Here is a 23,299-nt window from a genome sequence, read left to right as displayed (position 1 = left end):
GCCAGGCTCAAGGCCGCGGCCGAAAGCCACATGACCGGCCTGGCACAGTCGCCAGACGCCGTGCGAGCCTTCTTCCGCGACCCCCGATGCCGATACGCAGCCTAACTATCACCGTGCCGGATCAATAGTTTTGATTTTCCCATCCATCCTGACGAATTGGCGATGCTTGAAGGCGTGCTCCACAAGGCGCTGGAGGAGCGCAACCTATCGGTCGGCAGCAAGGAGGCCGAGGAGCTCGCCAAGAGGATTATCGTGCTTCACCAGACCGGCCACAGAGACCCGCTCCAGATTTGGGAGATGATGAGGACAATCTGACGGGCCCAAGTGATGGCGGCAAGCACGAGCACGCCGCCGAGGATCTTCGGCCAGACGACCATGCTGGATCGAGCCGGTCGCGGATGAAGAGGAACGGCGGCGCCGTTAAGGTTGCGTCTTGCAACGGAGGAACGGCAACCATGGAAAAAGAGGCTGAAGCGCACAAATCGAAAGAAAACGATCGCCGGGAGAGTTCTAAACCTGGCACGATCGTCGCCGGCCCGGAGGCCCACGCGCGGGAGGGGGCCGGAAAGATGCCGTCAGGCCGGAGTGTCAAATCTGAGAAGCTGGCGAAGAAGCCGGCAAGCCGTTCCTAGCCTTTGAGCATGAGTGCGGATGAGCCGATCTCCAGAGGCGTCGGATTCGACAGCCTCCCCCCGTTTTGACGGGGGGAGGCGTTGACTGGGAAATCCCAGGGATCATGCAGCCAGATCGAAACGATCGGCGTTCATGACCTTGGTCCAGGCCGCAACGAAGTCCTTGACGAACTTCTCCCTGTTGTCATCCTGGGCATAGACCTCCGCATAGGCGCGAAGAACGGAGTTCGAGCCGAAGACGAGGTCGACGCGGGTCGCCGTATATTTGGTCTCGCCGGTCTTGCGGTCGCGGATTTCGTAGAGGTTGTTGCCGGTCGGAACCCACGAATAGCTCATGTCGGTCAGCGTGGCGAAGAAGTCCGTCGTCAACGCGCCGACTTGGCTCGTGAAGACGCCGTGCGCAGTGCCGGCATGGTTCGTGCCGATGACGCGGAGACCGCCCACGAGTGCTGTCATTTCCGGCGCGGTCAGGCCCATGAGCTGGGCGCGGTCGAGCAGCAGCTCTTCCGGGCTCACCACATAGTCCTTCTTCTGCCAGTTGCGGAAGCCATCGGCGAGCGGCTCGAGCGGGGCGAAGCCGTCCGCATCCGTCTGCTCGGCGGTTGCATCGCCGCGGCCTGCGGCGAAGGGCACTTCGATATCGAAGCCTGCGGCCTTCGCCGCCTGCTCGACGCCGTAGTTGCCGGCGAGCACGATAACGTCGGCAAGGCTTGCGCCCGATGCCGCGGCGATTGGCTCCAGCACGGCGAGAACACGGGCCAGACGCGCCGGCTCGTTGCCTTCCCAGTCCTTCTGCGGGGCGAGACGGATGCGGGCGCCGTTCGCGCCGCCGCGGAAGTCCGAACCGCGGAACGTGCGGGCGCTGTCCCACGCCGAGGCAACCAGATCCGAGATGGAAAGACCGGACGCCGCGATCTTCGCCTTGACGCCCCCGATATCGTAGTCCTTGCGGCCGGCCGGGATCGGATCCTGCCAGACGAGGTCTTCTGCCGGCACGTCCGGGCCGAGGTAACGGGACTTCGGACCCATGTCGCGGTGCGTCAGCTTGAACCAGGCGCGAGCGAAGGCATCCGAGAAGGCCTCGAAGTCGTTCATCAAGCGCAGCGAGATTTCGCGGTAGATCGGGTCGACCTTCAGCGCCATGTCCGCATCGGTCATCATCGGAATGGTGCGGACCGAGGGATCCTCGACGTCGACCGGCTTGTCCTCCTCTGCGATGGTGATCGGCGCCCATTGCGACGCGCCTGCGGGGCTGTGCGTCAGCGTCCATTCATGCTTGAACAGCATCTCGAAGAAGCCGTTATCCCACTTCGTCGGCTCGGAGGTCCAGGCGCCCTCGATACCCGAGACGACCGTGTTACGGCCGATGCCGCGACCCTTGGTGTTCATCCAGCCGAGGCCCTGGAATTCCGGGCCTGCGGCTTCCGGATCGGGGCTGAGGTCACCCGGGTTGCCGTTGCCGTGGGACTTGCCGATGGTGTGGCCGCCGGCGGTGAGTGCAACCGTTTCCTCATCGTCCATGCCCATGCGTGCGAAGGTCTCGCGCATCTGCGCGGCGGTCGCCAGCGGATCGGACCTGCCGTTCACGCCTTCCGGGTTGACGTAGATGAGGCCCATCTGCACGGCGGCAAGCGGGTTTTCCAGCGTCTCGGGCTTGGAGACGTCACTGTATCGGCCGTCGCTCGGGGCGAGCCACTGCTTCTCGTCACCCCAGTAAACGTCCTTTTCCGGCGCCCAGATGTCCTCGCGGCCGAAGGCGAAGCCGAAGGTCTTCAGGCCGGCGACGTCGTAAGCGATGGTGCCGGCAAGCGCGATCAGGTCGGCCCAGGAGATTTTGTTACCGTATTTCTTCTTGATCGGCCAAAGCAGGCGGCGACCCTTGTCGGTATTGACATTGTCCGGCCAGGAATTGAGCGGGGCGAAGCGCTGGTTGCCGGTGTTGGCACCGCCGCGGCCGTCGGCGGCGCGGTAGGAGCCGGCCGCGTGCCACGTGACGCGCGCCATCATGCCGACATAGCTACCCCAGTCGGCCGGCCACCATTCCTGGCTGTCCGTCATCAGGGCGCGCAGGTCCGCCTTCAGCGCTTCCACGTCCAGCTTCTTGAGTTCTTCGCGATAGTTAAACCCCTTTCCCAGCGGATTGGTCTTGCTGTCGTGCTGGTGCAGGATGTCGAGGTTGAGCGCGTTGGGCCACCATTCCATGACGGAGTTGCCGAGAGCCGTGGCGCCGCCGTGCATGACCGGACACTTGCCGGTCGCGGTTGTCTTCGTATCCATTTTGGTCCTCCAACGGATTTTCTTCGATCTACGGACACTGGAAGGACTTGGCGGGCACGCCTCTTGGGTCAGCGCCGCCGGAAAGCGTCTTCCGAGTGGCTAATGAATAACAAGCCGATTCCATAAACTCCAATTGTATATTCTAAAGGCTGCGATATGCTGAGGTTATGAATGGCCTAACCATGAAACATCTCCGCTACTTTGACGCCCTTGCCCGGATCGGCCATTTCGGCCGCGCCGCGGAGAGCTGCGCCATCTCGCAGCCCGCGCTGTCCGTGCAGATAAGGGAACTGGAGGAACTGCTCGGCGCGCCGCTCGTGGAAAGAGGTGGGCGCCGCATACGGCTGACGGGTCTCGGCGAGGAATTCGTTGGCCGTGCGCGCGCGATTTTGCGCGCTGTTGACGAACTGGAAGACCTCGGACGGGCTGCGCATGGGCCACTGTCGGGCCGCCTTCGCCTCGGCATCATTCCAACGGTAGCGCCGTATCTGCTACCAAGCATCATAAAGGCGCTCACACAGCTCTATCCGGGGCTCGATCCGCGACCGCGTGAGGCGATCACGCGAAGACTGATCGAGGACTTGGCGGAGGCGAAACTGGATATCGCCATCGTCGCGCTGCCGATTTCGGAGCCTGCCCTGGAGGAAATCCCACTCTTTGACGAGGATTTCGTGCTGGTGCGGCCGCTGGAGGATGCAGGGAAGCCGGTGCCGGCTTCGGAGCGGCTTCACGAGATGCGCTTGCTTCTGCTTGAGGAGGGGCATTGCTTCCGGGACCAGGCCCTGTCCGTCTGCAACATCACGACCGCATCGACGCGCGATGTAATGGAGGGGAGTTCGCTTTCGACGCTCGTTCAGATGGTGGGTGCGGGCATAGGTGTGACGCTTATCCCCCAGATGGCTATCGAGACCGAAACGCGGTCCTCTTCGGTTTGCGTGTCCCGGCTTGCCGGCCCCCGTCCCACCCGAACGATCGGGATGGTCTGGCGAAAGACCAATCCACTGTCGACGCAGTTCACTCGGATCGCCGACATCGTGCGCGAAGCCGGACTGAGCAGGCAGAGGCAAATGGATGGAGCCCCGTGAAAGGAAACCGTTATGTCAGTCATCGGCATAGCGACAATAGGCAATCGCAGATTCCAAACCGTTATGGGGCGTCCCTGCTGAATGCCGAAGTTCCATGCCCAGCGATCCTTGCGGGCTTTCCGGTTCAGGTATTTCGCATTTTGCCTCCAGCCAAGCATCAATCTCGTGGAGCCATCGACCTGTTATATCTTTGACATCCTTCATCTCTACGGGAAACGGATCGAACGCCCATGCAAGTTGAATGGCATGACGTCGCCCGTGTTCCATCCGTTCATCCGGTGCCTCATGAATGCACTTTCCGGCCTCAGTTTGACTCATCTCGGGCACACGACCCGGCTCAAGTGGCACCGTCTCCGCCGATATGATGGCGACCCACTGTTCTCCCCAGAGGTGATGACGGAGGGATTCCGGGTTGGCGCGTCGATGGAAATTGACCTGAGGGTGCGGGCGGACGGCGGGTTCGCCGTACTTCACGACGACGTGTTGGAAGGTGAGACAACCGGCTCAGGGCCAGTCCATCGCATGCAGGCGGCCGAGCTTCATCTTCAACGGATGAAGGAAAACGGGCGTGCCATTACGCTCAGCGAGGACCTTGCCGTCATGCTGGTTGCGGCGCACCCAGATGCCCTTCTCCAGTTCGACATGAAGGACGATTTCGCAACCGTCGGCGAACGCGGTGTCGAGCATCTGAGCCATCATTTCCGCGACGTCGGCCAGCAGATCATCGTCAGCGGAGCGGATCTGGAGCTCATCCTCGCCATCAAACGACGACTGCCGGATCTCAAGCGCGGCATCGATCCAACCGACAAGCTCCTTGAAATTTGTCGCGACGCTGGCCTCGCAGCTGTAGAGCGGGAATTGGTGGCCGATCTTGACGGACCGACTGAGCCCGAGACGATCTACCTGGCCTGGCAGCTTGTGCTGCAAGCGGCGCGCGGCGGCCTGGACCTGATCGGCCTCTGCCATGACAAGGGCAAGCGCGTCGACGCCTGGACCTACAACCTCGACAATCCGCAGGCAGGCTTCGCCGAGGAAGAATGGCAGGAGTTCTCGTCCCTCATGGCGCTGAGGCCCGACCAGATCACCACGGATGTCGCTCCCGCCATTGAACGTGCCTGGCTTCGGCGGGTGGAGGCTGGCTGAAGCCTATCCGCCGGTGGGAAGGCGTTCCATCTCCGCCAGGAACGCGAACTCGCCTGCAATCCGCGGCGCGCAAGCGACCACCGGCCCGCCGCGATCGAGAAGCTGCTCAAGCGGCGGCATGGCGACGATTGCTCCCGCTTCCCTTGCAATCAGGACCCCTGCCAGCATATCCCAGGCGGCCAGATGCCGCTCGTAGTAAAGGTCCGCGACACCCTCGGCCACACGGACCAGCCCGATCGCGGCAGCGCCCATGCGGCGGTAGTCGATGCCGCGCTCATAGAGCCTGCGCGAGACGGCGAGATAGTCCTCGAAATCCGTGCGGCGGGAATGGCCCAGGATGGCGATCGCCTGGGTCGGATCGCTGGTCTTCGCGGCCGCAATCGGCTGACCTTCCTTGAAACCACCCTCCCCGCGGATCGCGTGGAAGATTTTGTCCTGCGTGGCGTCGTAAATCACCCCGATCAAAAGCTCGCCGCCGGCGATGAAAGCCATCGACACGCCCCAGTGGCGGAAGCCGCGGATGAAATTCGTGGTGCCGTCGATCGGATCCACCACCCAGGTGCCGCTGTCGCGGCCATGGCCGCCGCCCTCCTCGCCAATGACCGAGTCATTGGGGAACTCGTCGGCGATTGCCGTGCGGATCGCCTGTTCGGCGCGCCTGTCGGCAGCGGTGACGAAATCCTGCAAGCCCTTGTTCTCGACAGCGAGCGTCTCGGGCGGGGCCTCCGCCCGGAAGGCCGCCGCCTCCCTGCCGACACGGCGGGCGATACGGATCGCGGCCTCGGCGCGGGCCTGCAAGGAGGAGATATCGAATGGAGCTGACATTTTACGCACTTCTTCTCTTGATCAGGGTCACCGGCGTGAACTCCACGCGCGCAACCGCATCGGGCTCGGCCATGCGGCTGATGAGCAGATCGATCACCTGTTCGGCCTGCAGATCGGCTGGCTGCAGGAAGGTGGTGAGCTCGTAGGCCGACCAGCTGGCTTGCGGGATGTCGTCATGGCCGATGACCTTGACCGAACCGTCACCCTTGCCGGCGTCGGCAAGGCCATCGAGCACGCCGCAGGCCATGTAGTCGTTGACGGAAAAGACACCGTCGATTCCGAGATCGAGCAGTTGCTGCGCTGCCTCACGGCCATGCCGGTAGTCGTTGAGGGAGACGGGGATCAGCGCCGCCTCGACACCCAGCATGGAGCAGCGACCCTGGAAGGCTTCGGCCCGGCGGCGGGAGGAATAGGAAACGGCCGTGCCGGCGACGACGGCAAGCTTTTTTGCACCGGCCTCCAGGAGGTACTCGGCGGCGGTATAGCCCGACATCCGATCGTCGGAGACGACGCGGTCGACGAAGGGAAAATCCTCGCCTTTGTTGATCAGCACGATTGGGACGCCTTCGGCGGCGCATTCCTCGCAGATATGCGAGGGCGGTGCGTCGGAGGTGACGATGACGCCGGAAACGGCGTAGTGCAGCAACTGCTCGATCACGGTCGAGGTGTCCGCCTCCTTGGACGTCGGCAGCAGGATCGGCCGGTAGTTGCGAGCAATCAGCGCGCGGGCGAGATGGTCGAGCTGCCGGGTGCGGAACGGATTGTCGAGGCCCGCCGCCACGAGACCGACGAGATCGGAACGCTTGTTCGTCAAGCTTCGCGCGAGATAGTTGACCCGGTAGCCAAGTTCTTTGGCCGCCTGGTAGACCTTCTCCCTGGTCTTCTTCGAGACGCTGGCATCGGGTGTGAAGGCGCGCGAGACGGCGGCGCGGGAAACGCCTGCCACGCGCGCCACGTCGAAAGAGGTCACACGGCGCGGCTCGCGGGCACCGCCGCTCGTCTCCCTCGGTCGCATCAGGTCCGGCAGGTCGGTGCAGATGCCGAGCACCGGCAGCGCCATCAGATCCTTGAGCACCTCCGGCCGCTCCTCGTGCCACAGCACCAGTTCCTTGCCGTCGCCGAGGGCCTTCCCGATCAATTCCGCGGTGACGAGATCCTGCGGCGTGTCGCTCGCCCGCTCCCAGCAGAGATGGAGGATATCGGCGCCGGCCTCCTCACCGAGCGCATGGGCATCGGCCCCAACCCGGACCAGCACGGAGAGCGGATAGTCGCAGCCCATGTCGCGCAATTCCCGCACCTGCGCCACGTCGAACGAACCGAGGCACGCGAAAGGCTGGTTCATCACCTTCAGGTGCTGCCAGCAGAGCGGGCCGGTGCCGGGGCGCTTCAGCTCGACGTAGAGCCCGCAACCCGTCTCGCGGCCCAGCGCCGCGACTTCCTCGAAACTCGGCACGTCCGGGACGGCAGCACGCAGTTCCGCGAATCCCATCCGGGAGATATGCAGGTCCTCGCCGAAGACGCGCTCCAAGTGGTCGTCATGCGAGACGACCACGACGCCGTCGGCAGTCATCTGAGTATCGAGTTCCCACATCTCGGCGCCCAGTTCCGAGGCCCGGCGGAAGGCGGCAAGGGTGTTTTCCCGCTCGTGCCCGCTTGCGCCGCGATGGCCGATACAGAAGGGCAATCTGCCCTTGTTTGTCGGCCAGCCGAAGCGGATGAAGAAGGCTGAAAAGTCCCGCATGCTTAAAGCCTCCGGCCGTCTTCGGCAAAGACGAGGGCCGCCTTGCTGTCGAGACTCCAGCAAACGGGATCGCCGACCGCCACGTCATTGCGCACCGGCTGGATGGAGCGCAGCACCGAACGATCTGGCAGAACGACGTCATAGAGGTTCTCGCGGCCTTGCGTCTCGGCGAAGGCAACCTTGCCTTCCACCTGAACGTCGCCCGATGTGCCGAAGTGCTCCGGCCGCACGCCCAATGTCAGGACGGCGCCGTCCGGAATGGCGGCGAGCGCCGGCAGCATCAGCCTGATGGAATTTCCGAACACGAAGGCACCTCCCTCCGCCATGCCCTTCAGGAAGGAGATCGGCGGATTGCCCAGGAAGCCGGCGACGAAGGCCGTGCGGGGATCATTATACATCTCGGACGGCGTGGAGATCTGCACGATCTCGCCGGCCTTCATGATCGCGATGCGGTCGCACATGGACATCGCCTCGACCTGGTCGTGCGTGACGAGAATGGCGGTGATGCCGGTCTCCTTCTGCAGACGCCGGATTTCCGATCGCATTTCGAGCCTAAGCTTCGCGTCGAGGTTGGCGAGCGGCTCATCGAGCAGCAGCACGTCCGGGCGGCGGATCAGCGCGCGGGCAAGAGCGACGCGCTGCTGCTGGCCGCCGGAAAGCTGTGCGGGCCGCCGGTCGAGCAGGTTGTCGATGTGAACGAGTGCGGCGATTTCCGCCGCCTCTTTCCTGATGTTGGCGGCGGCCATCCGCCGGACCGTGAGCGGGAAGCCGATATTCTCCGCCACCGTCATATGCGGATAGAGCGCATAGGATTGAAAGACGACGCCGACATTGCGCTCCTGGCTCGGCAGGCCGGTGACGTCCCTGTCGCCGAACAGGATGCGGCCCGATGTCGGCCGGTGGATGCCGCAGATGGCAAACAGTGTCGTGGACTTGCCGCAGCCGGAGGGGCCGAGCAGCGCCAGCATCTCGCCGGAGCCCACTTCGAGGTCCATCTCCTCGATGACCTTGGTGCTGCCGAAACTCTTTGAAAACTTGTCGAGCAGGATACGCATCAGCCCTTCGTGCCTCCGCCGTAGATGTTCATGAGATGCTTCTGGAAGAAGACGTAAAGGATCAGGACCGGGATGACGTAGAAGACGCCGACGGCCTTGAAGGTGGCAAAATCGAAATTGTTGTCGTCGGCGATCAGGCTCGCCAGATAGACAGAGAGCACCTGGACCTGAGCGCCGGGCGCCAGCACTTGCGGCAGGATGAATTCGCTCCAACCGGAGAGGAAGGAGAAGAGGCCGAGCGCCATGACGGCCGGCCTGATCTGCGGCAGGACGAGCCGGCGCCAGACCGTGAAGCGCGAAGCGCCGTCGACGACGCCGGCCATTTCGATCTCCCAGGGCACGGTGTCGTAGAAGCCTTTCATCAGCCAAATGCCGAGCGGCAGGTCGATCGCCGCCTTCACCAGGATGACGCCGAGCAGCGAGTTATAGAGGCCGATATACTGGAGCACGATGAAGATCGCGATGATCAGCGTCACCGACGGAAAGGCGTGCAGCACCATGACGCCGGCGAGGAAGAAGCCGCGCGCCGGGACGTTAAGGCGCGAGAGCACATAGCCGGCCATCGAGGAGACAAGAAGGATTACCGTGGTGATGACTGAGGTGAAGACGAAGGTGTTGAGCGTTACCAGCCAGATGTTCGGCTTGCCGGGTTTCGTCTCCCAAAGGAAGCTCCAATGCTCGAGCGTGAACTCGTTCGGGATCAGCGAGCCGGTCTCAGAATTGCTGACCGTGTCGATGAAGAGATAGACATACATCAGCACCAGCGGCAGGCTCAGAAGCCCGAGCGCCAGGATGACGGGGACGCTGGAGAAGTTCGCAGAGACTCTCGTCTTTTCGACCATGTCAGTCCTCGATCAGCGGCTTGGAGATCAGCGTGTCGTAGCGGAAGACGCGCAGATAGATCAGCGACAGGATCACCCCGATCACCACCAGCACCAGGGCCATGGCCGCACCGAGCCCGTATTCGAGATTGCCGGTATAGTTCTGCAACGCGGTGTGATAGGCGGCGAGCGACCACACTTCGGTCGCCCGCCCCGGCCCGCCGCGGGTCGAAAGGAGGATCTCGTTGAAAGAGGCGAGCAGCGAGAGCGTCTGATAGCAGGTGACGAACAGGATCGGCCATCTAAGCTGCGGCAGGATGATGTAGCGGATCTGCTGCCAGCGGCTGGCGCCATCCACTTCGCTTGCATGGAACTGCGTTTCCGGGATCGCCTTGATCGCCGAGGAAAAGACCAGCATGCCCATGGAAGCGCCGATGAAGCCGTTGATGAGGATCACGAAGAACCAGGCGCCTTGGGCGTTGTCCAGGAGATAGTTCCTCGGCGGATAACCGAACTGGCCCATGAACAGGGAAAGGAAGCCGTTGTCCCAGGTCAGCCATTTCCACATCAAGACATAGATGACGACTGGCGTGATGCGCGGCAGCAGCCAGACGGCGCGGAAGATCGAAGCGGTCGCGGCCGCCATATAGTGGGTGGTGAGGGCTAGGAAAAGCGCGTAGCCAACGTTGAAGAAAAGCAGCGTCACCGCAACATAGAAGGCGGTATTGAGGAAGATTTGCGCCATGTCCGGCGAATTGCCGATGGTCCGGAAATTATCCGCAGTCCAGACCCAGCCGGTATAGGTCGCCTTGGCGACCGCCTCCTGCTCCTCGGGCCCCAGGTTGAAGCCGAGCTTGCGGAGACTTTCCAGCAGCGCTTGGCGCGTCTCGAAGCGGGTGTTCAGAACCGAGCGGTTGAAGAGGTCGGAGATCCGCTTGACTTCGCGGGTTGAGGGGCGGTCCTTGAGCGCCTTGATAACCCGCTCCGCCTCGCGCCGCGAGGCAAAGACCTCGCCCAGATGCTCCGCGCGCAATTCGGCGGCCAAGCCGGGCTTCAGCTTGAGTGCCTCAAGCGCCGCCACGCCCTCCTCGTCGATCACGAAGCGCGGTCCGGCGATCGCCGCGGCAAGCTCGGGCATATCGGTCGTCAGCCGGTTTACGGCAGCCTGCGTGACTTGGTAGGCGCCGCCGGAAATGCCGGTCGCGGTGCTCATATTGGTCAGCGAGAAGACCGCGGTCAGGACGACCGGCATCAGGAAGAACAGAAGGATCATGATCGCCGCGGGCGCGATCATGATCAGTCCGAGCGTTCGCGACGTTCTCATCGTAGGGCCTCGAAAACAAGGCAAGCGGCGGAGCAAACGCCGCTTGCGGGAGAGCGACACTCGTCTGGGATCAGCGGATCACGATGGAGTTGCCGAGAGTGGCCTTCAGCTCGGTCTCGGTGTCGTTGACCGCTGCTTCGACCGTCTTTGCGCCCGTCCAGGACGCTTCGAGGTTCTTCCACATGATCGTCCAGTACTTGCCGAACTCGGCATTGTTGGGCATGGCGTTCGCATGCGGCAGAAGCCGCTCCGTCGCTTCGCTCGCCCACCGGTCGGCGGAGTAGAGGTCGACCTTGGTCTCGGTTTCCGAGATGCCGAGATGCGCGGACTTGATGGCGTGCAGCGCGTTGATGCGCGGCTCGGAGGCGAGCTTGACGAGATCGGCGGCGATCTGTGTCGTCTCCTGGTCGTGGCCTGCCATCAGCAGATAGGTCAGCGGATGGGTGAGCGTGTTGGCCTTGCCGCCCTCGCCGGCAGGGATCAGTGTGAACTGGACATTGTCGAAGAAATCTTTCAGGCCTTCCTGGTTCACGAGGCGCGCATAGTGCCAGGTGCCGCCGTGCCAGATGCCGGCCTTGCCGGTGGCGACTTCCTTCCACCACTGGTCGCCCGGCATGCCGATGTGGTTCTTCTTGGTGACGCCGGCTGCAACGAGATCGGCAAAATACTGGTAGGCCCGCTGCATCGCCGCCTTGTCGAAGACGAGCTTGCCATCTTCCTCCATGAGGCCACCGAAGCTGGTGTAGAACTGCCAGTAATCCGGGCCGTTGCTGGTGCGAGGATAGAAGCCGTAGCCGGGCTGGACGAGGCCCTTGTCCTGCATCTTCTTGGCGTCTTCGAGCACGTTCTTCAGCGTGTATTCGCCGTTTTCGACCTTGGCTGGCAGCGTATCGATTTCGGCGTCGCTATAGCCGATCGCCTTCATATGCGGCTTCCAGAAGAAGAAGGGGCGAGATTCAGCGTCCTGCGGGATGCCGTAGACCGTGCCATTGAAGGAGGCGATCTCCATCAGATTCGGGTAGATGTCGTTGATCGGCCAGCTGTCGAGGTCGATATAATCCTCGACCGGAACGATGAGGCCGGCCTGGGCCCAGGGGCCAATGTCCTCATGGCCGGTGGCGACGATGTTCGGCGCCTTCTTCGCTTCGGCGGCAAGGGTCAGCGCCTGCTTGAACTCTTCCCATCCCGAATAGGGTGTCTTCTGGACGGTGATGTTGAGCTCCTCGCCCCGGATGGCGGCTTCGCGCTCGAGCAGGTCGGCGGCGATCTCGATCGCGTCGACGCGGTAGTTGTCGTTCGGACCGGAACCGCCGGACCAAACCGAAATGGTGACGTCCTTTGCGGATGCGATAACTGCCGTCGAGGCGAGCAGGGCGGCTGCGAGCGTCGCGGATCTCAATATCGAAACAATAGTCATTGGCTAACCCCCGAAGATTGGAACTGGCTTTCCCCGCCTGTGCGACACACCGCCGTGCGCGGCCGCGGAAGCGTTGAGCAGGTCATCAACGCGGGTCGGTTTAGACAGGCCCGATAACAGGTGAATGACAAAATGTACGCGTGTACAAAATTAAATTTCCGCCTTCCCGGTGGGTCCACGACGGCGCTGCCTCGCAAATGCGCTGCGTGAGAACAATCACGTCATTCGAAGCACAGAATGAGAACATCTTTCGATCATAGGGCTTGGCCGCCGCGGGCACGACCATGGCTCCGAGAATCGAGACCGAAGGCGGAAGGCCGAAAAAGGCGAGACACACCATCAACGCGTAACCCCCGAGGCCGACGTAGGCTTGTTGGCCAACGGAGACCATGCCGCTTTCAGGGAGGCAGGGCCTTGGTCACCAAGCGATATGACCTAAGGCTTGAACTGGACGGGACTTCAACGGTGTTCGACGTGTTCACCGGGAGGCCAGCGGTGGTCGACCACCAGCTTGCCGTAGGACTGCCTGCTGAGTTAGCGGACGACACGCTCCAAATACTCAACTAGTCGCTAAACGCCGCTGTGCTATCCTCGCGTCATTGGACGGGGCGCAAGATGAATTTCCGACGCGGTTTCTTTCGATTGTGGCTGATCGTCTCTGCACTTTGGGTGCTGACGCTGGTCGTCTACGTAGAAATTGAAGGACGGCGGCGAGACGTGACAGATGGAGGCTCCATCTTCGTCAGGGGCTGGGTAGTGATCACCGACGGCTGGAAAGCCGAGAAAGCGGTAGCCGCCATGAGGGAGAGGGCCGGTACATCTGGAAGCCCGAGCATTGTCGTGCCGGACGAGATTGGGAGCCGACTTCAAGCCGGCAGGGAGGTACAGAAAGCGGCTTTGCTTTTCGGCGGCATGCTGCTAGGCCCACCCCTTGTCCTGCTTGTGCTAGGGGCTTGGGTTATCCGTGGTTAGGGCTTGTCTCCCCGCGGCACCTTACGAAAGAGCAGTCTCTGTTGCGCATCGTTTCGATTGGCTCAGGAAATCAAACACTCAGAAGTGTAAGATATACAAAGAAACGGGCATGTGCCTGAGCTTCATCGGACCATTGCGTACAGGCTTCGGGACTGTGGTCCGATAGCGGCGGCGACGGCTGTGGGTTAGGTTGTACCGACCCTGGTGGCGCACTTTGTCTGGACGCAAGGTGCATCACTGTACCGGGAGCGGTCGGCCCTCCACTTTCCTGGGGGGCCGACCAAACCCCTTTCCTGGAAACCTTTGATCTACATTGTCAGAGCTCATCCCGGCGCCTGCTTGTCAGACAATAAATGCAAACCGCCACAGCAAGGCGGTCGCGTTTAGTCAGCCGTCCGCCCTTGCATGCCGCTGCGCGTTTCCGTTTCCAACTGATTGACCAGATCGACGACGTTGAAGAAACGCCCACGTGTTCCGTTGCGGATCAGCGCACGGGCAATCGCGATGGCCAGATGGCCCTTTCCGGTTCCCGTGCCACCGACAAGGACTGCACGATAATTGAGCAATACCCTCCCGATGGGCTACTATTTGATCATCGCAGAAAGTCCCGCCGACGGCTCGTTGGCTAAACTATTGAAATCAATAAGCGTTCAATTCTTCTCCAATTGGCACACCATTTGCTTCCTTGATCTTGAGCCCGAGCAGACACCGCCGTCGGCGCCCAATGTCGCGCGCCTATTGCAAAGTTGCCGAGCAGGGTCGACGCGCCCATTCCGATGGACGCTGTCTTCGCTCGTGGCGTTCCCAGGATCAACGAGAGAATGGCGCCGCGCGACGCGCCGGGAGAAGCTATGCCCGCTCTTCACCAGACACAAAAGATCTCCGCAAGCGAACAGGCCCGCGCGCTGTGGGTCTCCACAACTGCCTTCACCATCTGTTTTGCCGTATGGACGATCTTTTCCATCATCGGCGTGCGCATTAAGGACGAACTCGGCCTCACCGAAGCGCAATTCGGTCTGCTGATTGGGATGCCGATCCTCACCGGCTCGCTGATCCGCATTGTGCTGGGAATATGGACCGGTCGCTATGGCGGTCGGCTCGTCTACACCGTCACCATGGTGGCTGCGGCCCTTGCCACGTTCCTCCTCGCCCATGCGACGACCTATCCCGAAATGCTGCTCGCCGGCCTCGGCGTCGGCCTGGCGGGCGGTTCCTTCGCCGTCGGTGTCGCCTACGTCTCGCCCTTCTTTCCGCCGGAAAAACAGGGAACGGCGCTTGGTATTTTCGGCGCCGGCAATGTCGGTGCAGCTGTGACCAAGTTTGCGGCACCACTTGTTCTCGTTGCCTTCGGCTGGCAGGTCGTCGCACAAATCTGGGCCGCAGTGCTGCTCGTCACTGCCGCCGTCTTCTGGTTTTCCACGAACGACGATCCGCAATTTCGCGCGCGCCACAATCACCAAGCTCCGCGCAAGAGCTTCCTGCAAGAGTTCGAGCCGCTCAGGAACATTCAAGTCTGGCGCTTCGCTCTCTACTACTTCTTCGCCTTTGGCGGCTTCGTTGCCCTGTCGCTTTGGCTGCCGCGCTACCTGGTCGGCGTCTACGGCTTTCGCATCGAGACCGCCGGCATGATCGCAGCAGCCTATTCGATCCCCGGCAGCATCTTCCGCGCCTATGGCGGCATGCTTTCCGATAAGATCGGTGCACGCAAGATCATGTACGCGATGTTTACGGTCGCGGCCGTGGCGACGCTCATTCTATCCGTACCTGCAGGTGGGGCGGGCGGAGTAATGCCGATTGCTGTCACCCCGGCCGTCTTTGTCTGCGTGATCTTTGTGCTCGGCTTTTTCATGAGCCTTGGCAAGGCGGCGGTCTACAAGCATATTCCCGCCTATTACCCCGCCAGTGTCGGCGCCGTCGGCGGCATCGTTGGTATGATGGGCGGTCTTGGCGGCTTCGTCCTGCCGATCGCTTTCGGCTTTCTCAAGGATGCGACCGGCCTCTGGTCGAGCTGTTTCATGCTGCTCTTCGCGATCGTTGCGGTTTCCCTCGTCTGGATGACCGCCTCGATACGGCAGTTCAAGCGCCGCGCCGAAGAAGACATGCCAGCCGGCGCCTTTGCTCAATAGGTGGTCCGCAGCGACCTGAAATATCCAAAGCTTCGGGAGGAAGAGCTTCCCCGCAGGGACGAGCCAAGGCCCTGCTGCTTGCCCGGCCACTTTGTGCCGGGCATTTTTTTGCTATTTCGCCGGGCGCCAAAAGCGCCCTGTGAAGGCTCGCACCTTGGGATCGCGAAGGCAATACCGCAGACCGCCAAGCCGCGCCCGCGCCGCAGGCCCCATCCAGACCCTTTGGGATGGCGGCCGTTCCCTACAGCGCCGCGCGTAATCGCGCCATCGGCCAGCGAAGAAGGCGTCGAACCGGGTAACGACCTGACGTGCTCCTCACGTCAGTCTACGGGCCATTTTTCCCCACGCCGCCTCACGCGCGCGGGGCCGACGGGACCGCCTGTCGGTCTCGACAGCCGCGTCTTGGTCAAAGAGCCACCGGCGATGACGAGCACGTTGTCAAAGAACTCCTCGCCGCTTGCAGATTTCGGAGGCGTGGCGTCGTGCATGACGCTGATCACTGTCGCGCCAGGGCAATCGTCCTTGAGGGCCTGGTGAAAGGCGACCGTCGCCTCGCGGTCGAGAGCGCTGGTCGGTTCGTCGAGAAACAGGAGCCCCGGGCGCAGTAACAGGATCCGCGCCAGAACGAGCTTTTGCTTCTGACCGCCGGAAAGAAGCTGGTCCCAGCTTTGGTTGTCGCGCCCCTCCTCGGCAAGGTCGCCGATGAAATCGGCAAGGCCGGCTTTTGTCAACGCTGCGGCGGCCTCAGTATCTGAGTGCGCCTCGACGGGATCGGGGAGGCAAATCAGTTCCTTCAGCGATATTGTCGGCAGCTTTATGTCCTGCGCGGCATAGAGGGTCCGCACCCTCCTGGGCAAGGCAATGGTGCCACGGCCATGCGGCCAGAGTCCGTTGAACGCTTTGAGCAACGACGACTTGCCGCTGCCCGATTCGCCGACGAGAAGCGTCCATTCGCCATGGTCGAAGTGGAGGAGCCCGGTGGTGACGAAGGGTTGATCATCGCCCGGGTGCATCAGTTCAAGATGCCGGATCGTCAAGCCGAACTCAGGATCCTGCCGGGTATAGTGCAGTTCGGCGTGACCGGTGTGGGCATAGAAATCGCGCGGCCGCTGCACGTCTTCGATGGCCCTTGCAAGGTCGGTAATGCGGTCCGCGTTCGCCCTGAGCCTCGCTATGTCGGGCATGACGTGGATGAACCACGAACAATCGTTGATGATCGCATTGGCGAGCTCCGCGCCGGTTACGTATGCTTGCAAGCTGAGCCTGGCCTCCACATAGGGGAGCAGCCCGGGCGCGTAGGCGACGATGCGCGAGCTGAAAAAGTTGTAGACGAGTTCGAAACCCATATAGCTCGCGGTCAGAATGTTGAGCCTTGCCCAGGTGCGGTCAATGTCGAGATAGCGCCGCCTGTGAACACCGTTCTGTGCTTCCTCGCCGCCGGCGGCCGCGACGTGGAAACTGCGGTGGAGAAGCGTAGTCAGTTCGCGGCGGTAGCTGCCCTCGGCCCATTGCATCCTGACATCCAGCCTTTGCTGGATCGCTCCGATCTTCACAGCCAAAAGCGTGTTGGCGGGGACATAGACGACGACGGCCACAAGCGTCAGGCAGGCGCTGGCGTAACTGCCAAGGAACTCCAGTCCGCTGACCTTGGTGGACGTTTCAATGATTTTGCCCCCGACAAAGAGGAGCGACAGGACCACGCCGGCGATGCCCATGGCAAGCCCGATGGCGCCGCCGGTCATGCCCTTGATCGATTCCTGGATGCGCTGGTCGATATTGTCCGGCACTGCGGCGTCGGACGGAATGGCGTCCACCGCGCCGTGCTGCAGGTGAAAATGCGTATGGTTGCGGTCGAGCAGTGCGTCGTTGAAACGCCGGTCAAGCCAGGCGCGCCACTTGCGATGCAGGCTCGTCGAGAAGAAGTGGCGGACTGCGGTGAAACCGACTTCCTTGAGTACGACGATCGCGGCCAAGGTCACGGCGCTTGCCAGAAGCGACTTGAGCGTTGTCGGGTTTTCCGGATGGTGGAGGAAGGCGATTGCGCTGACAAGTTCGCCCGACGCCTCGGCGAACCAGACGCTGGCCATTGCCGACAGGGCCGTAAGCACGACGATGATCGCCGCCAGTCCCCAAGCCTCCTGCCAACTGTCGGAGAACCAATAGGCCCACATCAGCCCCCAGAAGCTGCGCATCGAGGAGACGGGGGTCGGCTGCGGCTGCTTTCCCAGTTGCGGCTCCACCAGTGCAACGCCTCCCTGCCGTGATCAGTACATCCCTCACTGTTGCATTCGCCGCTCAACCCTCCGAAGAGCGGAGTGCCGGTTGAGTCCTCCCCGGTTCGATGCGCAGCTCGCTACGCCCAAGGCTCCTGAAACGTTCCTGACCAGATGTCATGACGGAGGCGTGACGCTTCGATTCCATGGCGACTGTCAGTCGGCAGTGTCTTCAGCGGCGGTGTGCTACATCAAGCCGTCCAGGCCAACGGCAGCGAGCAACAACGATCCTCACTGCAACAGACGCTACAAACAAGTATAGTCCCTAAGCGATCGCGGAGGGAGAAGGAAAAGAACAAATGTCCATGGACGCGGGACCGCGAAAGTGGACGCCGGTGTGGAGCAACGGCCGAACGGACGTCTGATACTGACGTGGCCGTGCTCTATATGCGATGGATTAGGTAAGCGGGCTTGCAGTGCCTCCAATAGCTTCCACGCAAAAGAACCGTGGCCGGCAATTCCGTTACTGATACGCACCAAGACGAACGCGACGCGTTGCGCTATAATAATTGCTTATGGCGACGGAAGCTGGGCAGCCGATTTCACCTGTTCAAGAGCAGGATTTGCGCGGTCGCGAGATGATTGCGATCGTTAAGGAATTTGTGCGCGAAGTGCATCTTCGGCACGATCGAGCCATGGACGTCGTCCCGTCGAGCCGCATCGAACGCGATCTCGGCATCGACAGCCTCGGCCGGACTGAACTGGCCTTGCGGATCGAGCGCGCATTTCGCGTGCAATTGCCCGCCGAAATCGTCGCCGGGGCGGAGACGGTCCTTGACCTTGTGCAAGCCTTGGAGCGGGCGCAACCCGCGTCGGAGCGGATCGCGCCGAGTACACGGCCGGCCGCCGTTCTGTCCTCCGTTCCGGCTGCGACGGAGGCACGCACGGTGGTCGAAACGCTGGAGTGGCATGCGACGCAGCATTCGGACCGACTTCATCTGACCGTGTTGCAGGATGAGGTGACCAGTATCGGAGCCCTGACCTATGGAGAACTTGCGACGAGAGCGCGCCGGATTGCCGGGGGTCTCATCGTCCGCGGCGTCGTTCCGGGTGACCGGGTGGCACTGATGCTGCCAACCGGCATCGATTTCTTCGTCGCGTTCTTCGGGATCCTTTACGCCGGCGCCATTCCGGTTCCGATATACCCCCCGACACGGCTTGCACAGCTTGAGGAGCATGTCCGCCGCCAGACCGGCATTCTCGGCAATGCGGGCGCCCGCCTGCTTATCACGATGCCGGAGGCACGACGGCTTGCCGGACTACTCAGAGCGCTTGTGGACACGTTGAACGCGGTCGATTGCGTCGCCGATATAGAGAGCGCGGCAGCAGCGGTGGACCTTCCCCGATCTTGCGACCCGAATGCCGTCGCGCTCATCCAATATACCTCCGGCAGTACAGGCGATCCCAAGGGCGTCGTGCTGAGCCACGCCAATCTTCTTGCCAATATTCGCGCGATGGGCAGCGCCATGCAGGCAAGCTCCGCCGACACCTTTGTGAGCTGGCTGCCGCTTTACCACGACATGGGTCTCATCGGTGCGTGGCTGGGATGCCTCTACTACGCCGCGCCGCTTTACGCGATGTCGCCTCTGAGCTTCCTTGGAAGGCCGGCAACCTGGCTGTGGGCGATGCACAACTTTCGGGCGACCTTCTCCGCTTCGCCGAATTTCGGCTTCGAAATTTGCCTCAATAAGGTTGCCGACGCCGACCTGGAGGGCCTTGATCTCTCTTCGCTGCGTATGGTCGCTAATGGCGCGGAGCCGGTGAGCGCGTGCACGCTTCGCAGGTTCATCGAGCGGTTCGGCCGTTACGGCGTTTCCGCTGAGGCGGTGGCCCCGGTCTATGGGCTTGCTGAGAATTCGGTGGGTCTCGCCTTTCCGCCGCTGGAACGCCCGCCTGTTGTCGATCGCGTCGATCGCGATCGCTTGGCCACAAGCGGCGTGGCAGAAGCTGCCAGCCCGGAAGACCATACGGCCCTTGAAATCGTCGCCTGTGGCCAGCCATTGCCCGGTCATGAGATTCGGATTGTCGACGAAGCGGGCCATGAACTCGGCGAACGACGGGAAGGAAGGCTCGAGTTCCGTGGTCCCTCGGCGACGGCCGGCTATTTCCGAAACGACGAAAAGACCCGCGCGCTCTTCCATGACGACTGGCTCGACAGCGGCGATCGCGCCTATATGGCCGGGGGCGACGTCTTCGTCACGGGCCGCGTCAAGGACATCATCATTCGTGCCGGTCGCCATCTCTATCCGCAAGAAATCGAAGAGGCGGCGGGGGCCTTGCCGGGAATACGCAAGGGAGGGGTCGTGGTCTTCGGCACATCCGATCCGGACTCCGGCACCGAGCGAGTGGTGGTCGTCGCCGAGACGGCCCAGACCGATCCGGCTTCACGAGCATCCCTGCAGGCGCGCGTGATCGACGTCACGACCGACATCGCCGGCACGCCGGCCGACGAGGTTGTCCTGGTCCCACCGCGGTCGGTGCCCAAGACATCGAGCGGCAAGATCCGCAGGAGCGCCGCGAAAGCGCTCTACGAGGCGGGCCGTATGGGATCCGCCCCACACAGCGTCGCGCTGCAATTCACACGCTTGATACTGCTGAGTGCCGTCCCTCAGATGTGGCGCTCTGCGCGGCTCTTTCGGGAGGCGCTGTATGCAGCCTGGTGGTGGACGGTTCTTGGCGTTGCACTGCTGCTCGGATCCCTCGCCGTGCTCGTTATCCCGCGTCTCCCCTGGCGCTGGCGTGCCGTTCGGTGGACTGCGCGCACTGCGTTAGCAGTCATGGGCGTGTCCGTCTCTACCGGGGGAACGGAGCGCATCCCGAAGAGCGGCGCGATGCTGGTCTTCAATCATTCGAGTTATGCAGATGCGCTCGTTCTGGTCGCCGGCCTTCCGGGCGAACCGGCGATCGTCGCCAAGAGGGAACTGGCCGAGCACGTCGTCGCGGGCCCGCTGCTGCGGCGCCTCGGTATTCCCTTCGTCGAACGCTACGACGTTTCCGCGAGCCTCCAGGATGCCGAGGCGTTGACAGGTCTTGCCCGCGCGGGCCGTGTGCTGGTCTTCTTTCCGGAGGGTACCCTCACGCGCAGAGCCGGTCTTTCAGGCTTCTATCTCGGTGCGTTCAAGGTAGCGGCGGAAGCCGGCCTTGCGATCCTGCCGGGGGTCATTCGTGGAACGAGATCAATGCTCCGAAGCAATCAATGGTTTCCGAGACATGTGCCGCTCAGCGTCGAGATCGGCGAGCCGATTGCGCCGTCGGGCACGGACTTCGGATCCGTTCTGCGGCTGCGCGACGCGGTACGCAGCGCAATCCTCGCCCGCTGCGGCGAACCCGATCTCGGCGGGCTGGCAAAGCCGGAACCGCCACAAGTCGTGGCGTAGCGGCACGGTCCCTCCTGCAGTCAACCGCCGATGACAAGCGAAGGGGGTAGGTCGCGCACGCCCGACGAACTCTTGCCGCAGGCCAAGTCCCATGGCTGGCACGGCCCGTTTTCTCGACGGCGAGGGGGCAGCATGGTATGGTTTCGCCGCGCACCGACCTTTCACTCCGGAGTGTTCGGCAGGTCGGTGGAAGGGATGGCCTGCAATGAACGCCACCGGCCAGATATCCGGATTTGGCTGGGAGCATTTCCATCATGACGCCGACATCGGGGTGTGCGGAAGAGGTCGGTCTGTTGTGGAGGCCTTCGAGCACGCCGCCTTGGGCCTAACCCGGATTGTCACCTACAGTCCGATCGCCGCGGATAGCCGGGTTGATGTAGAATGCCGTCAAAACGACCTGGAATTGCTCTTCGTGGACTGGCTCGACGCCATAATCTACGAGATGGCGACCCGCAAGATGCTTTTCGGGTGCTTCGCGATCCGCATAGAAGGACTTGCTTTACGGGGCTCGCTCTGGGGTGAGTTCGTTGACGTGGTGCGACATGCACCGGCTTGCGAACCGAAGGGAGCCACGCTCACGGCATTGAAGGTGGCGCGAGACGACAATGGCCTCTGGTCTGCACAATGCGTCATCGATGTGTGAGGTGCTTCGATGAACCCGGCAAGTTTCCCTGAGCTCAATCCGGTTACGTGGCGCATCGAACCGACCGGAGCGATGCGCGTGCCGGCGATCATTTTCGCGGGTGAGCAACTTATCACCGAGATGGACGATAAGGTTGGTCAGCAGGCCTGCAACGTCGCCACCCTGCCGGGGATCGTGTCTGCCTCTATCGCGATGCCCGATGCCCATTGGGGTTATGGGTTTCCGATCGGCGGCGTGGCCGCCTTCGATCCGGCGGAGGGAGGCGTGGTCTCTGCCGGCGGCGTCGGCTTCGACATTTCCTGCGGCGTGCGAACGATGCTCACCGGCCTGTCGGTAGAGGATATTCTGCCGCGGCAGGAGGCTGTGGCCGAATCTCTGTTCCGGCAAATCCCCGCAGACCCTCATTGCTTATGTCCATATACTCTCGGGTGTAAGGATATCAAACGGGACAATGCGCTGTTCTATCGAGGATGTATCACGGCGATCGATCAGTCGCAGCATGACATCGATGAGCTCCGCAGGCATTTTGTCTAGTGGATGGGACAATGATGCTGTGATCAGCCCCTCGCTCAACCCTTTGCGTGTTTCTGGCCCCACGTCGCTGCAGACGATGCGGATCTTATTCTGTCGCTCAGCCGGGAGCTCGCGCATAGCGCGCAACACGCCCGATATACCGCCGCCGTTGACGAAAATGCCCTTGATCTCCGGTTCCTGCAAAATCAGGCTGCGTACGATCTCGTAGGCGTTTTCCGGCTCCTCATGCGTGAGGAGCGTATCGCTGATCTGAAAAGAAGGGGCGTTTTCTCGCATGTATGAACGGAAGCTGGCATCAGCTATATCCTGGCACTGATATCGATTGCTGCCGACGAGAGGAAACACCTTCCCGGCCCCGTCGGCGGTTTGGCTGATAAACCACGCGGCAGTTCTTCCCCTCTTCCAGTTGTCGGTACCCACAAACCCGGCGCGGCTGGCGGCAGACAGATCGGTGACATATGCGACGACAGGAACTCCTCTACCGCGCAAATCGTCGATCGCCTGGCTTACCAAGGGGTGATCGGCAGTGATGACTGCCACAGCATCTGCCGTCTCGCCAATCCTCAGCAGGTTGGCGGAGACTGCCTCCGGAGACAAATCGTCCTCAAATATGACATTCGGTTCGATCACGGCATCGTTCCTTCTGCAGGCCGCCGCCGTCAGTGCTTCTGCCCACAATTGGTAAAGGGGCCGATGAGACTGCTGCAGGAGAAAAGCGAACCGGCGGCGAGGAAGATTGTCATGTTTGCGTTGGCGCAATGCCCCCAACCCATAAAAGCCAATCTTGTCCGCGGCATCGAGGATCCGGTCAACTGTGTCGGCCCGAACGGCTCCCGTACCGTGCAGGAGCCTGTTGACCGTGGACAGGCTTACGCCAGCAGTATTCGCCAGGTCAGATATTGTCGGTCTGTTCATCGCGCTCTCCACCATGCCATCCGTGAATGATACGTTTTGGAACGAAATATGTTCCAGCACGCCAACTCGATTTCATTTTGGCATTCCGCGCGCTACAGTTCAACATGCATTCACGTCCTTGAGATGACGTGAAACGGGA

General features: G+C 62.1%; 17 protein-coding genes and 3 pseudogenes. 8 read left to right on the top strand and 12 right to left on the bottom strand.

All coding sequences use genetic code 11. The annotated features are described in order from the left end of the window. Positions 1-162: 162 nt before the first annotated feature. Positions 163-315 (top strand): hypothetical protein, encoded by a 153-nt coding sequence (locus AC244_RS37730; RefSeq protein WP_202596135.1) that lies wholly within the window; start codon positions 163-165, stop codon positions 313-315. A 140-nt stretch (positions 316-455) separates the two neighbouring features. Beyond that, positions 456-632, top strand: a complete 177-nt coding sequence (locus AC244_RS37295; protein ID WP_161807915.1) for a hypothetical protein — start codon at positions 456-458, stop codon at positions 630-632. Between the two features lie 102 nt (positions 633-734). Here the strand turns inward: AC244_RS37295 and katG are convergent, their stop codons facing one another. Further along, the gene (katG, locus tag AC244_RS29540; RefSeq protein ID WP_053252388.1) at positions 735-2,909 is read right to left on the bottom strand and encodes a catalase/peroxidase HPI; all 2,175 of its coding nucleotides are present in this window, start codon (positions 2,907-2,909) and stop codon (positions 735-737) included. Positions 2,910-3,076: 167 nt separating this feature from the next. Between katG and AC244_RS29535 the strand changes: the two genes are divergently transcribed. After that, positions 3,077-3,994 (top strand): hydrogen peroxide-inducible genes activator, encoded by a 918-nt coding sequence (locus AC244_RS29535; RefSeq protein ID WP_053252387.1) that lies wholly within the window; start codon positions 3,077-3,079, stop codon positions 3,992-3,994. Between the two features lie 15 nt (positions 3,995-4,009). Here AC244_RS29535 and AC244_RS37725 read toward each other — a convergent pair whose 3' ends face one another. Beyond that, a complete protein-coding gene (locus AC244_RS37725) occupies positions 4,010-4,261 on the bottom strand; it encodes a hypothetical protein (RefSeq protein ID WP_202596136.1) in 252 nt (83 codons plus the stop codon). An 18-nt stretch (positions 4,262-4,279) separates the two neighbouring features. Here AC244_RS37725 and AC244_RS29530 point away from each other — a divergent pair, with 18 nt between their 5' ends. Continuing rightward, positions 4,280-5,137, top strand: a complete 858-nt coding sequence (locus AC244_RS29530; RefSeq protein ID WP_053252397.1) for a glycerophosphodiester phosphodiesterase — start codon at positions 4,280-4,282, stop codon at positions 5,135-5,137. Between the two features lie 3 nt (positions 5,138-5,140). Here the strand turns inward: AC244_RS29530 and AC244_RS29525 are convergent, their stop codons facing one another. The 8 genes and pseudogenes from AC244_RS29525 to AC244_RS29480 all read right to left on the bottom strand — a co-directional run. Beyond that, positions 5,141-5,962, bottom strand: coding sequence for an inositol monophosphatase family protein (locus tag AC244_RS29525; protein ID WP_053252386.1), 822 nt, complete (start codon positions 5,960-5,962; stop codon positions 5,141-5,143). A 1-nt stretch (position 5,963) separates the two neighbouring features. Beyond that, a complete protein-coding gene (locus tag AC244_RS36870) occupies positions 5,964-6,977 on the bottom strand; it encodes a LacI family DNA-binding transcriptional regulator (RefSeq protein ID WP_053252396.1) in 1,014 nt (337 codons plus the stop codon). Continuing rightward, a pseudogene (locus AC244_RS37720) lies at positions 6,969-7,703 on the bottom strand (glycerophosphodiester phosphodiesterase); the annotation flags it as partial. The gene AC244_RS36870 and the pseudogene AC244_RS37720, both read right to left, overlap by 9 nt. A gap of 2 nt (positions 7,704-7,705) precedes the next feature. Then, on the bottom strand, positions 7,706-8,758 hold the full coding sequence (locus AC244_RS29510) for an ABC transporter ATP-binding protein (RefSeq protein WP_053252385.1): 1,053 nt from the start codon (positions 8,756-8,758) through the stop codon (positions 7,706-7,708). After that, on the bottom strand, positions 8,758-9,600 hold the full coding sequence (locus AC244_RS29505; protein ID WP_053252384.1) for a carbohydrate ABC transporter permease: 843 nt from the start codon (positions 9,598-9,600) through the stop codon (positions 8,758-8,760). Before AC244_RS29505 ends, AC244_RS29510 begins: the two co-directional genes overlap by 1 nt. 1 nt (position 9,601) lies before the next feature. Then, entirely contained in the window at positions 9,602-10,903 is a 1,302-nt protein-coding gene (locus tag AC244_RS29500; RefSeq protein WP_053252383.1) for a carbohydrate ABC transporter permease, read from the bottom strand. A gap of 70 nt (positions 10,904-10,973) precedes the next feature. Continuing rightward, the gene (locus AC244_RS29495; RefSeq protein ID WP_053252382.1) at positions 10,974-12,320 is read right to left on the bottom strand and encodes an ABC transporter substrate-binding protein; all 1,347 of its coding nucleotides are present in this window, start codon (positions 12,318-12,320) and stop codon (positions 10,974-10,976) included. A gap of 1,358 nt (positions 12,321-13,678) precedes the next feature. Next, positions 13,679-13,846: pseudogene (locus AC244_RS29480) on the bottom strand (ATP-binding protein); the annotation flags it as partial. Between the two features lie 297 nt (positions 13,847-14,143). Between AC244_RS29480 and AC244_RS29475 the strand changes: the two are divergent. Then, positions 14,144-15,418 (top strand): MFS transporter, encoded by a 1,275-nt coding sequence (locus AC244_RS29475; protein WP_053252378.1) that lies wholly within the window; start codon positions 14,144-14,146, stop codon positions 15,416-15,418. Positions 15,419-15,738: 320 nt separating this feature from the next. On the opposite strand, the gene AC244_RS29470 is transcribed toward AC244_RS29475, so the two are convergent. Then, a complete protein-coding gene (locus AC244_RS29470) occupies positions 15,739-17,610 on the bottom strand; it encodes an ABC transporter ATP-binding protein/permease (protein ID WP_082367249.1) in 1,872 nt (623 codons plus the stop codon). Positions 17,611-18,269: 659 nt separating this feature from the next. On the opposite strand from AC244_RS29470, the gene AC244_RS29465 reads away from it, so the two are divergent. From AC244_RS29465 to AC244_RS35845, 3 genes and pseudogenes are all read left to right on the top strand, one after another. Further along, positions 18,270-21,068: an AMP-binding protein gene (locus AC244_RS29465; RefSeq protein WP_234717066.1), complete on the top strand. Its 2,799-nt coding sequence runs from the start codon at positions 18,270-18,272 to the stop codon at positions 21,066-21,068. 205 nt (positions 21,069-21,273) lie between these two features. Then, on the top strand, positions 21,274-21,711 hold the full coding sequence (locus AC244_RS29460; protein WP_053252376.1) for an archease: 438 nt from the start codon (positions 21,274-21,276) through the stop codon (positions 21,709-21,711). Positions 21,712-21,720: 9 nt separating this feature from the next. Next, positions 21,721-22,104, top strand: a pseudogene (locus AC244_RS35845) (RtcB family protein); the annotation flags it as partial. A gap of 15 nt (positions 22,105-22,119) precedes the next feature. Here AC244_RS35845 and AC244_RS29455 read toward each other — a convergent pair. Next, positions 22,120-23,160 (bottom strand): LacI family DNA-binding transcriptional regulator, encoded by a 1,041-nt coding sequence (locus tag AC244_RS29455; RefSeq protein WP_053252395.1) that lies wholly within the window; start codon positions 23,158-23,160, stop codon positions 22,120-22,122. Positions 23,161-23,299: the final 139 nt, after the last annotated feature.

It is taken from the genome of Ensifer adhaerens (assembly GCF_001270265.1).
Lineage (GTDB): Bacteria > Pseudomonadota > Alphaproteobacteria > Rhizobiales > Rhizobiaceae > Ensifer > Ensifer adhaerens_B.
Note: the sequence above shows the minus strand (reverse complement) of the source record. Positions and strands in the feature narration are given on the sequence as shown.